Origin of the sequence: Pseudomonas iranensis (assembly GCF_014268585.2) — a bacterium.
Classification (GTDB): Bacteria; Pseudomonadota; Gammaproteobacteria; order Pseudomonadales; family Pseudomonadaceae; genus Aquipseudomonas; species Aquipseudomonas iranensis.
In genome coordinates, this window is record NZ_CP077092.1 from 2,704,365 (window position 1) to 2,718,770 (window position 14,406).

Below are 14,406 nucleotides of genomic sequence, written 5' to 3' on the forward strand. Positions count from 1 at the left end.
GCTCACCACGCTTGGCCACGGTGTTTGAGCTCGAGCCTTTGCGTGAACGCTTGCAGCACGCGCCGATAAAGTTCGTCGCCCAGCACCGCGTCTTCGATTCCCGCATCGAGGTTGGGGTTGTCGTTCACTTCGATGACCAAAACCCGATCGCCCGCCTGTTTGAGGTCGACGCCGTAGAGGCCGTCGCCAATCAGCCGGGCAGTCTGTACGGCGAGCTGCACGACTGCGGGCGGGGCTTGCTCGATGGGCACCGCCTCGCACATCCCGTTGATCTCGCCGGGCAGCGCCTTGTGGTTGTAAATCTGCCAATGCCCCTTGGACATGAAGTATCGGCAGGCATACAGCGCTTCGCCATTGAGCACCCCGACGCGCCAATCGTATTCGGTGTAGCAATACTCCTGCGCCAGCAGCAGCACCGAGTGCTCGAATAACTCCTGCGCAGCAGTGGCCAGCGCTTGCGCATCGGCGACCTTGATCACACCGCGCGAAAAGCAGCCATCGGGGATTTTCAGCACCAGGGGGAAACCGAGGCGACGCCCTGCGTTTTCGAGCTCCTGCGGACGATCCTTGTAGAGGATTTCCGTTACCGGCATGCCCAGCCCGCGACGCTTGAGCAGGTCGGCCAGATAGACCTTGTTGGTGCAGCGCAGGATCGACGACGGATCGTCAATCACCACAAGGCCTTCGCTTTCGGCCTTCTTGGCGAATCGATAGGTGTGATCATCCACTCGCGTTGTTTCGCGAATGAACAGCGCGTCGAATTCAGCAAGACGCGCGTAGTCTTTTTTCTCGATCAACTCGACATCGATACCCAGCTGTTCGCCCGCGGCGATGAAACGCTGCAATGCCTCGGGGTTAGAAGGCGGCAGGGCTTCGTCAGGATCATGGAGGATGGCCAGGTCGTAGCGGGCCACGCGTTTGGAAGCGGGCTGACGCCACGTTCTGCGATTGAACGCATCCAGTGCGTCAGCGAAGACATGCTGCTGTTCGTCGCGAAGCTTGTGCAGTGCACCGGCCTTGATGCCTGCGATCTGCCAGCTCTCACCACGGCGGAATTCCACCAGCAGGATAGGGCAGGGGAACGCCTCGAACAGTTGACGGCCGATCTCTTGCAGCGGCTCGATCGAGGCCTTGCCAAAGTACAACGACAGCGTGAAGGCCTCGGTTTCGCCGTACGGGTGGTTGGCCAGCGCCCGCTCCAGCGTGCGTTGCAGATCATTCAGCCCGACCCCGTATAGCGCTTTGCGCGCCAGCTCGCTGACGGTGCGCACCGAGGGAAAAACCTTGTGCCCACGCGCCTCGGCGAGCAATGAGCAGTAATAGCCCTGACCGAGGTATTTGTAATTGCGGCAGAGGTTGATGACCTGGGTGCGATGAGGAAAATCATCGCTGTGTTCAAGGTAATCCTGAGCCAGCATCAGGCTCTCGCTAGGCAAGTAATCAGCCCAGTCATCCTTGCGTTCGACCAGTATGAGCAATCGACTTCCCGAGGGTTTGAGACTGGGAGGTTCCTCGCTGAGGGAGATTGTCGAATGCTCGGTTTTGTCTAATACTTCGTTCACGTTGGCTTGCACCGCTGACATGAGTAATGAATCCCTGTTGAAGAAGACGCCGCTTCAATAAATCACGGGCCTTTCGGTCTGTCCCGGTTCGTTACTCAAACTTTACGGTGCGGTCATGTCTTTTGATTTTCGCTTTGCATCCATGGACGATATCGACGATCTGGTCGAATTGGAGCGGGTGTGTTTTACCCTCGACCGGTTGAATCAGCGCAACTTCAGCTGGATGCTCAGTCGAGCGAATGCCGCGTTGATTGTTGTCACCTCGGGCGCAACTCTTTGCGGTTACGCGCTGGTGCTTTTTCACCGAGGCACCTCTCTTGGACGCCTGTATTCGATTGCCGTCAGCCCTGCGTGGCGCGGACATGAGCTTGGCCAGCGTCTGCTGGAACAGGCCCAGGCCTGCGCATTGGCGCGCAACTGCGCATGGCTGCGGTTGGAGGTGCGCGCTGACAACAGCGCTGCCATTCGCCTCTACGAAGCCAACGGCTATCAGCGCTTTGCCAGTGTCGAGGACTACTACGAGGACCACTGCGAGGCGTTGCGCTACGAGAAACGCATCCTGCGCGAAACACCAGCGCCCGCGCGCCAAGTGCCTTACTACCAGCAAACCACCGAGTTCACCTGCGGCGCCGCGTGCTTGCTGATGGCCATGTCTGCCATCGATTCGAGCCGCGCCATGACCCGAGCGGAGGAAATCCAGCTATGGCGCGAGGCGACCACCATTTTCATGACGGCGGGGCACGGTGGCTGTAGTCCTCAGGGTCTGGCATTGGCGGCCTGGCGGCGCGGTTTCGATGTGCGCCTTGAGGTCAGTCACGCGGGCTCGCTTTTTCTTCACGGCGTACGCAGCACGGAGAAGAAGTCGATCATGAAACTGGTCGAGGACGGCTTTGCCCAAGACCTGGCGGCCACGCAAGTCGAGCAGGTGCTGGGTGAGTATCTGCAGATCGGCGCTGCGTTGGCGGCCGGATACAAACCGCTGGTGCTGATCAGCAGCTACCGATTCACCCGCTTGAAAGCGCCGCATTGGGTCATCATCACGGGGTGTGACGAGGACTTCGTCTACTTGCACGATCCTGATGTCGACCACAGCAAACTCAAGCGCGGGCTGGACTGCCAGCACTTGCCAGTCAGTCACCAGGAATTTCTGCGCATGACGGTGTTTGGCGTCCAGCGGGTTCGCGCTGCCGTGATGCTGCGCTCCCGTTGAGGAACGGTGGCTAGGCGCCGAGCACTTCCTCGCCGATACAGTAGCGATCCCTGCCTTTCTGCTTCGCGGCATAAAGCAGTTTGTCAGCCGACTCGATAAGGGTGGCGGGGCTCACTTCTTGTTCGGCCGGTTTGCCAACCGCAATACCTGCGCTGGCGGTGACGTGACCCAGCGGATGGGCTTTGTGCTCCATCCGCAAGGATCGAATGGCCTCAAGAATTTCCTGCGCCACAAGCGCCGCCCCGCGAATATCGGTGTTGGGCAGCAGCACGGAAAACTCCTCGCCGCCATAGCGCACGGCCAGATCACCCGGCCGTTTTACTGCTTGCGCAATCGCCTGTCCGACAGCGCTCAGGCAATCGTCACCCGCCGCGTGCCCGTAGCTGTCGTTGTAGAGCTTGAAGTGATCGACATCGATCATGATCAGTGAGATCGACGAACCCTGGCGTCTGGCCAGGCGAATTTCGTCAACCAAGGCAGTGTCCAGTCGCCGACGGTTGGCCAACCCGGTCAGGCTGTCGGTCAACGCCATGTCCTTCATGGCCTGATGTGCCCGGCGCAGATCCTTTTCCATCACCATCCGTTGACGCAGTTGCCTCAAGACAATCAGTCCGAAGACCGTGAACGCGGTAATCACCGACATCAGCACGAAACCGGTTTTGATCAGGTCCCAGCGCCACGGCGCAATGATCGATTCGCGGGAAAGGCCGGTTTCGACCACCAGCGGATAGGTGCTCAAAGCTCTGTAACCGTAAAGACGCTGGGTGCCGTCGACGACCGCTCGGACCTCGGCGACCCCTTGACTGGAAAAGGGCAGGTAGTTTTTGAACACCTCACTGTCGGCGAGGCTCTGACCGATTACCGAAGCGATGAAGGGACGCCGCACGAGAATGGTGCCGTTGCGCAGCGCCAGCACCAGTGCACCCTTGTCGTCGATCTTGAAATCGCCGTAATAGTCGACGAAATAACTGACCTTGATCGTCCCCAGCAGCACGCCGGCGAAGGAGCCGTCCGGGTTATTCAAGCGGCGGGAAATCGGGATGATCAGGTCGTCGGTGGATTTGCTCTTGACGACATCACCGATACGCACGTTTCGATCGGTGTTGGCGCGGTGATACTGGAAGTAGTCGCGGTCAGCGTTGTTCGCCGGGTCCGGGATCATTTCCTTGTCGGTGACGATCCATTTGCCGTCCGGGCCGTAGATAAACAGTCCATGCAACTGCGGCATCAACTTGGCCTGCTGCACCAGCAAGTTGTGGATGCGCGGCACGTCGATGTTTTGCAGGCCATCACCTTCGACGCGCTCGCCCAGTGCGGCGGTCAACACATCGACCTGGCGGATGGCGTCTTCGGCATGTTGCGCGGTTGCCCGCGCGAGGTTGGTGACCGAATCACGCGCCGACGAGAAGGCTGCATGATAGTCACGCCAGGTTCGCCATCCCTCCACGCCGAGAAACGCCAGAATGACCGTCAGCATGAAGATGACTGTCAGGCGGAAAGCGGCGATCTCGCTGGCAGCTTTGATGGGAGCGGTTTGTGCGGCGTCATGCCCCCGGCTTTTGGGCATCTTACGACCGAGCATTTGAGGGTCCTTATGCTTGTCATCTCTCATCTCTTGAAAGATGACCATCCTTTTCCACCTGGAATTCAATTTACTGCCTTGGCCAGGCTGTCGCGATTGGATCGTTCCAAGCCGTGCCGGGTCAACATCTGTAATTGAAGCGCGCCTTGAGGTGAGACTTGTGAGCGAAATCATCACCGCCGGTGACTTGAACATCGACCTGCACAATGCCAACGAAACCGGCCTGTTCAAATGGCTGCTGGCGAGTTTTCTGATGGGCAAAAGGATTCAGGGCGCCATCGCCGCCAAGGCGTATCAAGTCATAGTAGAGCAGCATCACCAAGACACCCCGCAAAAGCTGGCGCAGTGTACGCACCGTCAACTGGTGTCGATGCTGGGGCAGGCGCGGTACGTGCGCTACGACGAAAGCACGGCGTCGCGATTACTCGCGCTGGCCAACAAGCTCAACAGCGAGTACGCCGGCAAGGTGAGCAACATCGTGGCGGCGAGCGCGGATCGTAAGGCGCTGGAGAAGCGCCTGTCCGAGTTCGAGGGGATAGGGCCGAAGACCGTTGAGATCTTCATGAGGGAAGCGGCTGCGGTGCTGTTTTGAATGGCCGATAGCGAACCAAGGCTCACATCGTAAAGAAGGTTGCCGCCAGTTCGTTCATCAGGATCAGCGTTCCGCCGGCGAATATCGCACAGCCCAGCAGAAACTGGAGTCCCGGGGCGACACCCAGGCTTGAGGGGAAACTCAGGTTTTTATCAATTCTCATGTCGCGCTCCTGTTACCGATGAAAACTTTCAGCCACATCGATTGAACGGTTGCGCTGCGCCAATACGCGCTTGGCGGCCACAGGCATCGTGGGCAAGGCGTCGTCGACGGCTGGATGTCCGTCCGCTGGCGGAACGGCAGTCTCCTCAGCGAAATTATTCGGCAGCAGGGTGCCCAGGCCAAAAACATTCACCGCCATGCTGACTTTCAATCCTCGACAGGCCTGTTTGCAGTCCAGCTCAAAACCGGCGTACGCGTGCTCCATCAAACGTTGAAAATGTTCAGAGGTCAGTGCCGAGACTTTGCTGTTTTTCATGTTGATCACCTTGAGCAAGTGGCGACCCCGATCCGGGGCCGCCGGACGGGGTTCAGACATCTTTGCCTTGCACGTAACCGGAGCCCAGATCAGCACCGGTCACCGGCTCGCTGAGTGGGTCAGACGCCGTGCGGATCTTCATGGCTTCCAGGACCTCTGCGTCGTCAGCAGGGAGGCTGACGGTCGCCAGACCGTCACCGCCGTCAACTGCCGGCTCTGGAGTTTCCACGTACTCCCACGCACCGCCCTCGTTCCACGGACCACGAACGTTGGGCTCGCCAGACATATTGAAGTACTTGTTGGTGAACTCCGGCATCCCCGGCAGTTTCCCCTGCGGGAAATTCGGCTGGATCGAATGCAGGGCTTTTTCGAAGGACTGTTGATGGGCGATTTCCCGCGTCATCAAAAAGCCCAGCGCCTCTTTGACGCCCGGATCATCGGTGATGTTGATCAAGCGTTCGTAGAGAATTTTCGCTCGCGCTTCGGCGGCGATATTGGAGCGGAAGTCGGCGGTAGGCTCGGTGATCGAGTCAACGTAGGCCGCCGTCCACGGTACGCCAGCGGAATTGACCAGAGGCGCGCCTGCGCCATAAAGCAGGCTGGTAATGTGCGAGTCATTGCCAGCGCCATTCAGCGCGCGGTACAGCTCGCCTTCCTCTTGAACGCCCTCGGCGAGTTGGCCCTTGGCGCCTTTGTTGAGCATGACGATGATCGAGCCGACCACCTCAAGGTGACTCAACTCTTCGGTGGCAATATCCAGCAGCAGGTCTTTGCGCCCCGGATCTTCCTCGGCCAGTGCCTGCGTAAAGTAACGGGCCGCTGCCGCCAACTCGCCATTGGCGCCGCCGAATTGTTCCAGCAGCAGACTGGCCAGACCCGGGTTGGGCTCGGCCACGCGAACGGTGTACTGAAGTCGCTTGTTATGTATGAACATTCAAATTTTCCTCAGACCAGGCTATCGCGCCTTGCCCTTGTGGGCGTTGGCGCATGCATAGTTTGTGAGGAGGGCGCGCAGCAGAAATTTCGTTTTTTGCCAAGTGGCAGGACGGGCGGCAGAGCGGGGAAAGTTCCGCAAACAGGACGGTTGGCTTAGCCACGTTCCTCGACCAATGTGGGAGCGAGCCTGCTCGCGAATGCGGTACGTCAGTCACCGATCTGGCGGCTGATCCAGCGCTTTCGCGAGCAGGCTCGCTCCCACCTTGGTTCGTTTGCAATCAAGCGATTTTAAGCGCCCTCAGCACAGGCAGTGTCTGCTCGGCAAACACCTGCGCCTGTGCGGTCAGTGCGGCGATATTGGCTTCGGCAGTGAGCAGCGGCTGGCCATTGTCGACCAGCACTTCACCTTGTTCGCTGATCACCCCCCACGCCAGTTGCGCCCACTCGGCCGGCTGCTGTTTGCCTTGCTTGATGGAAATCAGGAACAACTGCTGGAAGCGGCTGACCGTCACGCCACCACCGGTGACTGGGCTGGCCAGAGTCTGGATGTTGGCGCCGTACAGCGAGCGTTTGCACAGTTGCAGATTGAGCGCGGCGCAGCGACCGCTGACCTGCGACTCTGCGGCCTCGCTCTGGCACGGAGCGACCGCGCCCATACCGATCAGCACGGCCAGGGCTTGTTCGAGGTCGTCGTAAGCCATCGCAGTCTCGGAGAGCAATTGGCGCATGGATTTGGCCGCATAGTTCTGCGCCGCCAAGGCATCGAACACCGGGCCGTAGATTTCCGCTTGCAGGGTCGCTTCGCCGGCAGGACCGGTGACCGAACCCGCGACAGTTTCCCAGGGTTGCAGCAACGCGAAACGGCTGTGCAGCATCCTCGCCCGGCGTTCGGCAGCGGACAGGCGCGTCGCGCCACGCACGTACAGATCGCGGCGGAAGTGCTGGTTGACGAAGTAGTCCCGCGCTTGCTCGCGCATGATCGGGTGTTCGATGGTTTCCAGAAAGTCCATGCCTTCGGCGCTCAGGTTGAGCGGGTCGACCGAGTCCAGCGGCACTGCCGTGGTGGCGTAGTCGAGTTTGGCCGGGGCCAGCGCGTCGACCATGTCGGCGAAGTACATGCAGTTCCAGTCGCGGTTGAAATATTCGTGGGCGACGTAGTGACGATCCTGGCCCTTGATGCTTTGCAGCCGCGCGCCGAGACTCGGCGCCGCAGCGGCATACTTCGGATTGGCCGCGAGCAACGCTTCGGAAAACTCCAGTGCGGCGTCAATACGCTCATCGGAGCGCGCCGAGGCATTGGCGAAACGGTCATGCAGGCTGAACAGATTGCGCAGCGGCGCCGACGGCGACCAGCCGGGGAAGCAGTTGTAGCTGACGTAGAGCATGCCGCCCGGTTTCAGATGACGGCGGGCGAATTCGACGATCAGTTTCTGATTGTCGCGGCTGACCCAGGTCCAGATACCGTGCAGGCTGATGCTGTCGAACTGCGGCAGGTCATTGCGCGCCAGCAGCTGTTCGAAACTGTCGTCATACAGACGCGCGCCATTGTTGGCGGCAGTCGCGAGGTCGATGGCATGGGCCGCCATACCCGGGTGAAAGTCCGTACCGACAAACGAACCCGGGTTGGCGGTGGCGTGGATGTTGATCGACACGCCCTGACCGAAGCCCAGTTCGCAGTGCACGCCGTCGTTGCTTTCCAGCGTGGCGAACCCGCGCAACAACAGGCAGTAACGCAGGAACACCGGATTGATCTCCCGGCTATAGCTGTAGGTGTAGCCTTCGTCGGTGAAATAACCTTCGTTCCAGGCGTTGCTCATGGGTACAGCCTCTTGTTCTTGAAAGTGATGGCAGTCTTATAAGGGGTTGGCATTGCGCGCGACAAATTGAAAAAACGGATACTTCTCCAAACCCTGTGGGAACGAGCCTGCTCGCGAAAGCTTTTTTTCAGTTTGAATATAATCGGCTGACACGCCGCTTTCATGAGCAGGCTCGCTGCCACAGGGATCTTCAACACATTCAAGCAGGATTGATGGACCGATCACGCACCCCACGGCCCATTCGCGCAGGCATTTTGTTGTGCGCCAAAACTGTCATATTCCTTCCCACTCGCCTGCCCATAGTGACCAGCCCAACGCTGATTTCATGAGGCTGCACTGTGTTCCAACGTCTTCTGTGTTCGCTGTCCGTTCTGAGCCTGTCCATCGCCGCTGCCCACGCGGCCGAGCCTGTCACCCTTGATACGCCGCGCTTGTCCGGCATCGACAACTTTCGCGACATCGCCGGCATCACCACCGCGTACTCCACCGCCCACGACGGCGTGATGCGCAGCGGCGTGTTCTACCGCTCCAACGCATTGACGCCGTCGGCGACGGATCTGGCGACGCTCAATGGTCTAGGCATCAAAGCCATTTACGACTTGCGCACGCCCAGCGAAATTGCCGCCACGCCTGACACGATGATCACGGGCGCGGCCTACCGCAATATCGATATCATCGGCAGCACCACCTCGGGTGCGGACATCACCAATATCTCGTTCCACAGTGCCGCCGAAGCGGTGGCGATGATGGAGGAAACCAACCGCGCTTTCGTCAGCGATACCGGCATGCGCGGGCAGTTCGGCCAGTTGTTCAATGAGCTGGCCAGTGTCGACGCCGCGCAGCTGTTCCACTGTACCGCCGGCAAGGACCGCACCGGCTGGACCGCCGCCGTGTTGCAGAGCATCGCTGGCGTCGATGAGGCGACGATCATGGCCAATTATCTGGCGACCAACGACTACACCGCCGCCCGTGTCGCCGCGACCTTGAAAGCGCTGCCGCCGAGCATGGCCGCTGTCTACGAGCCGCTGCTCGGCGTGCAGGCCAGTTACTTGCAGGCCGGTCTCGACCAGGTCGCCGCCGAGTACGGCAGCATGGACAACTACCTCAAGCAGGGCCTCGGTCTGTCCCAGGAAACCATTTACGTACTGCGCGGCAAACTGGTCGAGTACAACAGCTTGCCGGGGCAGGCCGGGCTGGTCGGCAACGCCGCCGCTGGTGCCGAATTGCTGCGGCAGTTGCAGAACTCCGAGCTGTCCGGCACCTACAGCGCCTATAACTACTACCTGCAATCGGCGATCGACGCCGGCACTCTGGGCGGTGTCGAATCTCAAGTCGGCGGTCAGGTCCACGCCGATGCGGCCAGTTATCTATTGCGGCAGAACGCGATGATCGAACAAGCCGCTGCGCCGTTCGCCAGCGGCAGCGATTTGAAGGTCGGCCAATACCGCCTCTGGAGCACCGCGCTCGCCAGCTACGTCGGCACCGACGGCTCAGCCCACGCCGATAGCAGCAACGAGCACAGCCAGGGCTTGATGCTCGGCATCACCCAGCGCTTCAGCGAACAACTCAGCGCGCGCGGCAGCTTTGGCTACAGCAAGGGCAGCGTGGGCAACGCGGGTGGCGAGGCCGATACTGACTTCACCTTCCTCAACCTCGGTGCGCGTTACGGCCTAACCAGCCTTGAGCGCGGCATGTTTGTCGATGCCAACGCCAGCGCCGGATATGTCGACTACGACAGCAAACGCGAGCTTGGCGGTGGTCTCGGCACTGCCAAGGGCGACACTCACGGCAATCTCACTGGCGTGACCGTGGCGTTGGGTTATCGCCTGCCGCTGAGCAGCGTGATTGTCGAACCGAGCCTGGGCTTTCGCGTCAGTCATCTCGACTTGCAAGGTTTCAAAGAGAAGGGCAGTGAGTTGGCGCTCGACGTCGATGGCATCGAGCAGACCCGCCGCAGCGCGGTAGCCAATCTCGACGTGTCATTCGCCCCGGTGACGATGGGTGCGTGGCAGTTGGTCCCGGGCGTTCGCGTGGGCTATGAACGCGCGCTCGGCGATCAGCAAGTCGACAGCGAAGGCCACCTGCTGGGGCTGGATATCGAGCAGCGCGCGGCGTTCGACAATCGCGACCAGTTCAGCGGCGGCGTTAATCTGATGGCCAATCTCGGCGCCCTGAGTGTAGGCGCTGAGGTCGGCGCCAACGGTGGCGGTGACAGCCATGGTTTCAATGGCGGACTCAAGGCCAGTTACGCGTTTTGAACACAGCGAGCCCGGCAAATTGCCGGGCTCTTGCGCTCAAGCATGCTGCGCACGCGAAGGTTGCTGTGTGCGTGCCGGCTGCGCGCTGGGTTCGGGCAGCGAGGCGACATGCACGGTGCGCGCCGGGAAGGCGAACGTCGCGTCCAGGTCGGCCACCGCTTCCATGATTGCCAGATTGATGCGTTGCTGCACGTCCATGTAGACGTTGTAGCTGGCGTCCAGAACGATATATACCGTCTCGAATTCCAGCGCGCTTTCACCAAAACTGCGGAAATGGCAGCGGTCGAATCGGGCCTGTTTTTCGTTCTTGATGATGCTTTCAACGCGTTGAGTGATCTGGCGGATCTGTTCGCTGGTGCACTCGTAAGTCAGACGAAATTCGAACACCACTCGACGCTCCTGCAAGCGTTTGTAGTTCTGAATGGTGCTGCCGATCATGTCGGCGTTGGCCATGACAATCTGCTCACCGCCGAGACTGCGGATGCGCGTGGTCTTCAGGCCGACGTGCTCGACCGTACCTGCCAGCGTGCCGACGACGATGAAATCACCCACCTCAAACGGCTTGTCGACGGCAATCGACAGCGAGGCGAACACGTCGCCGAGAATGTTCTGCACCGCCAGCGCCACCGCGATACCGCCGACACCCAGGCTGGCGACGAATGCAGTGATGTTCACGCCCAGGTTCGACAGCATCGCCAGCAGAATCACCGCCCACAGCAACACCTTGACGCCCCACAGGCTCAGGGTCGCCAGGGCGCTCGCCTGAAAAGTGCCGGTCGCGTTATGCCGCGAGAAATACCGATGCAACCCCAGCGCCAGCGCGCGGTTGGTCCACAGGCCGACCTGCAACGCCGCTACCACGAACCATAAACTGCTGACCCGCCCGAGCCAGCGCTCCGGCAAATCCAGCAAACCGATGCCGACCAGAATCGATGCCAACAGCAGCAACGTGGTGCTGGTCGCCGCCAGCACTTCGCTGGCCATGTAGGTCAGATGCCCATTGCCGGCGCTGGCCCGGGCCTGCACCTTGCGGAACACGAAACGGATCGCCGTGGTGGTCAGCAGATAACTGAGCGTCGCGGCGAGAAATGCCAGCACCCAGTTCGCCAGTGAAATTCCTAAAATCGTGTGAGCCGTGAAAAAGCCGATGAAATCCTCGGTCATGGAAACCCCCTTTTCGCCAAGTGACCTGTCTGGGGTTAGTCGCCCTGAGATTCCTGCTGTTCAATCAAATGCAGGTTTCGCCGGACCGAATGGTCAACGCCTGGCCTTCAACTCCGCTGGGCTTACGCCGTAAGCGCTTTGAAAATACTGACAAAAGCGCCCGACATTACTGAAGCCAAAGCTCAACGCCACCTCCGTCACGGAGCCTGCATGCCCGCGCACCAACGCCTCATAGGCGCGCTGCAAACGCACCTGGCGCTGATACGCCACGATCGACATCCCGACAAAACGTCGAAAGCCCTCCTGCAAGGCGCGCTGGCTGACATGGCTCAACCGCGCCAGATCCACGCCACTGACCAACTGCTGCGGATGCGCCTGAATAAACTCCATCGCCACCTTCACATGTCGCGGCGCCACACACGGCGCCGGCCCCCGTAATGCCTCGGTGAAGTTGTGCGGCCACGCCTCCAGCACCGCATCGATCAACATCTCGCGCAACCGTGACGGCATCAGCGTGCCGCTGTTGATCAAGGCATCGAACTCAGTGCCCGTGGCCAGATCGATCAACGCCTTGAGGCCCTGAAATGCCGGGGTATTCAGATCCACGCTTGGCTCAAACACGATCTTCTGCACGACCGGTTTCTCCAGCAGCGCCGACAACCGCTCGGTGAGCTGCTGACGATTGATCGAAATGCCGTGATGCGCGTGATCATCAACAAAGCGCATCGAACGGATATCCGCCTTGTCGATCGCCAGACCGATGTGCGCCATGCCAATGGACTCGGTGGCGTGGTTGAAAACGATCTTGCCGGCTGTAGGGATGACGAAAGTGATTTCGTTCTGCGGATCGGGGAGGGTGACGCTGAAGTCGCCGTGATAATGCATACGCCGAAAACTCACCCCGTCGTGCCGCCCGTAGACACCCCCGATGATGATGTTGGAGGGCGGCGGCGGAGTATCGGCGTAGCGGTTGCCGAAGAGCCTGGAGAACAGGGCGCCGAAGTCGGAAGAGGTGAGGTTGTCGGAGCGCAGGATGATCTTTTGGCGGGGTGGGGAGGTGGCGGTGATGGGCGGCATTTTGGAATGCGGGCTCTTGGGGCGACGGTCGAGATCGGTCGAGCGTAGGAGGCGGGTGTGACGGTTCAGTGACAAGGCGGAACCATGGACTGCTTTCAGGCAAAAGCAGACAGCCAATACTCGCACTTGTATATTCCCGGCATACAGATCACCACGACCGAACAGACTCGGGAACGTACGCATTCATGGATAGGAAAAAAGGCCAACCAGACAGCACTGACTGGGTCATCCGCAGTGTTCAACCAGGAGGAATCGAGCGTATTGAAGCGTGGTTCGGCAGCCACGGCTACGATCCTCATCGACATGACACCTACTCCATCGGCCGCACGTTGGCGGGCGTCCAGAGCTTTCACTATGTAGGCTCGTTGCGCCACGGTATCCCCGGCAATACGCTCGTGCTTCATCCAGACGAACTTCACGATGGCATGGCCGGGACTGATGCAGGCTTTCGTTATCGGATGGCTTACATTGATCCGGCAATGATTCAAAACATCCTGGGTGGCGAGCCCTTGCCTTTTATCACGGGGGGGCTTTCAAACGACCCACGGCTGTTACATGCCAGTGAAACATTTGTGCAAGCAGTGGATCATCCGCTGGAAGCATTGGAGCAACAGGACGCGCTGTATGACTTGGCAATGGCGTTGCGTGCCGTCGCGGGCAAGCCGCGCGGGCGCAAGCGCCTGGATTACCGCGCAGCCGAGCGTGCCAGAGCGTTCATCCTGGAACACTTGGATTCATGCATCACGCTGGAGATGCTCGAGTGTGCCAGCGGGCGCGAACGCTGGAGCCTGTCACGCGACTTCAGAACGCTTTACGGTACGAGTCCTTACCGATTTGTCACCCTGCGCCGCCTGGACCGGTTCCGCTCATTGGTGGTTGAAGGTTTTACCCTGGTCGATGCAGCGCTCGTCGCGGGGTTTCACGATCAAAGTCATATGACGCGACATTTCACCCGCTGTTACGGCATCCCGCCCATGCGCTGGCTGGAACGATTGCGCGCCGCACGCTGAGTTGCAGGATCGTACAAGAGACCCTATTCCTTGCTCTATAGGCTGGCGACTTCAACCACAGAGGATTCGTCATGGCAGAGCTCCGTCATCAATATTCATCAGTTCCTGTAAACCTGGCACATAAGGCTTCGCTGATCGAACAACAATGGAGTCCCAGGGTTGTGGCAGAGATGAATGACTACCAGTTCAAGGTTGTGCGAATCGAAGGCGAATTCATCTGGCACTCGCATCCTGAGACCGATGAAGCATTTCTTGTTTTGGAAGGCACCTTGCGCATTGATCTGCTGGAAGGCTGCGTCTATGTGAATCCAGGTGAACTCTATGTGGTACCCCGCGGCGTGGAACATCGCACGGCTGCCCAAGGTGAAGCCAAGCTGATGATGATCGAGCCGCGAGGCATCTTGAACACGGGGCATGAAGATGGCGAAAGAACGGCTTTGAACGACGTCTGGATATAATCCAACGCACATCCTGTGCAATGTCTGCGCAGAGTTGCAATTGCTGACCTGACCAGCAGCTATGAGTTAAAAGCGGGTTCTGACTTCTCATGCAAAGATTGTTATGAGAAAGGACCATGGACTTGATTATCGATTTGATAGGTCATCGGATTGGCGTGTTCGTGTTGGACTTAATGAATGACGGCCGTTTCAAGGTAGAGAGTGGTTTAGCATGGGGTTGTCGTCGGCGGACTGATTCTGTTATCTCCATTCGCAGCATTCT

Annotated in this window: 13 protein-coding genes; 5 read left to right on the top strand and 8 right to left on the bottom strand. The window is 59.5% G+C overall.

Translation table 11 applies throughout. The annotated features are described in order from the left end of the window. Positions 1-2 precede the first annotated feature (2 nt). A complete protein-coding gene (locus HU724_RS12225) occupies positions 3-1,583 on the bottom strand; it encodes a RimK family ATP-grasp domain-containing protein (protein ID WP_186568993.1) in 1,581 nt (526 codons plus the stop codon). A 94-nt stretch (positions 1,584-1,677) separates the two neighbouring features. Between HU724_RS12225 and HU724_RS12230 the strand changes: the two genes are divergently transcribed. Continuing rightward, positions 1,678-2,772, top strand: a complete 1,095-nt coding sequence (locus HU724_RS12230; protein WP_186568994.1) for a GNAT family N-acetyltransferase/peptidase C39 family protein — start codon at positions 1,678-1,680, stop codon at positions 2,770-2,772. Positions 2,773-2,782: 10 nt separating this feature from the next. Here the strand turns inward: HU724_RS12230 and HU724_RS12235 are convergent, their stop codons facing one another. Further along, positions 2,783-4,354 (bottom strand): sensor domain-containing diguanylate cyclase, encoded by a 1,572-nt coding sequence (locus HU724_RS12235; protein ID WP_186568995.1) that lies wholly within the window; start codon positions 4,352-4,354, stop codon positions 2,783-2,785. A 160-nt stretch (positions 4,355-4,514) separates the two neighbouring features. Here HU724_RS12235 and HU724_RS12240 point away from each other — a divergent pair, with 160 nt between their 5' ends. Further along, a complete protein-coding gene (locus HU724_RS12240; RefSeq protein WP_130903022.1) occupies positions 4,515-4,946 on the top strand; it encodes an HhH-GDP family DNA glycosylase in 432 nt (143 codons plus the stop codon). A gap of 22 nt (positions 4,947-4,968) precedes the next feature. Here the strand turns inward: HU724_RS12240 and HU724_RS12245 are convergent, their stop codons facing one another. From HU724_RS12245 to HU724_RS12260, 4 genes are all read right to left on the bottom strand, one after another. Beyond that, complete coding sequence (locus HU724_RS12245) at positions 4,969-5,109, bottom strand: hypothetical protein (RefSeq protein WP_177434158.1); 141 nt, start codon at positions 5,107-5,109, stop codon at positions 4,969-4,971. A gap of 12 nt (positions 5,110-5,121) precedes the next feature. Next, a complete protein-coding gene (locus tag HU724_RS12250; RefSeq protein WP_186568996.1) occupies positions 5,122-5,424 on the bottom strand; it encodes a hypothetical protein in 303 nt (100 codons plus the stop codon). A 52-nt stretch (positions 5,425-5,476) separates the two neighbouring features. After that, complete coding sequence (locus tag HU724_RS12255; RefSeq protein ID WP_186568997.1) at positions 5,477-6,358, bottom strand: manganese catalase family protein; 882 nt, start codon at positions 6,356-6,358, stop codon at positions 5,477-5,479. Positions 6,359-6,638: 280 nt separating this feature from the next. After that, positions 6,639-8,177 carry a methyltransferase regulatory domain-containing protein gene (locus HU724_RS12260; protein WP_186568998.1) on the bottom strand — a complete coding sequence of 513 codons (1,539 nt, stop codon included), beginning with the start codon at positions 8,175-8,177 and terminating at the stop codon, positions 6,639-6,641. A gap of 338 nt (positions 8,178-8,515) precedes the next feature. Here HU724_RS12260 and HU724_RS12265 point away from each other — a divergent pair, with 338 nt between their 5' ends. Continuing rightward, a complete protein-coding gene (locus tag HU724_RS12265; protein WP_186568999.1) occupies positions 8,516-10,435 on the top strand; it encodes a tyrosine-protein phosphatase in 1,920 nt (639 codons plus the stop codon). Positions 10,436-10,471: 36 nt separating this feature from the next. Here HU724_RS12265 and HU724_RS12270 read toward each other — a convergent pair whose 3' ends face one another. Then, on the bottom strand, positions 10,472-11,599 hold the full coding sequence (locus HU724_RS12270; RefSeq protein ID WP_123442720.1) for a mechanosensitive ion channel family protein: 1,128 nt from the start codon (positions 11,597-11,599) through the stop codon (positions 10,472-10,474). Between the two features lie 93 nt (positions 11,600-11,692). Beyond that, on the bottom strand, positions 11,693-12,676 hold the full coding sequence (locus tag HU724_RS12275; RefSeq protein WP_186569051.1) for a helix-turn-helix transcriptional regulator: 984 nt from the start codon (positions 12,674-12,676) through the stop codon (positions 11,693-11,695). A 185-nt stretch (positions 12,677-12,861) separates the two neighbouring features. Here HU724_RS12275 and HU724_RS12280 point away from each other — a divergent pair, with 185 nt between their 5' ends. Together HU724_RS12280 and HU724_RS12285 are read left to right on the top strand one after the other, a co-directional pair. Then, complete coding sequence (locus tag HU724_RS12280; protein ID WP_129998497.1) at positions 12,862-13,686, top strand: AraC family transcriptional regulator; 825 nt, start codon at positions 12,862-12,864, stop codon at positions 13,684-13,686. Between the two features lie 71 nt (positions 13,687-13,757). Then, entirely contained in the window at positions 13,758-14,144 is a 387-nt protein-coding gene (locus tag HU724_RS12285) for a cupin domain-containing protein (RefSeq protein WP_125926132.1), read from the top strand. Positions 14,145-14,406 lie beyond the last annotated feature (262 nt).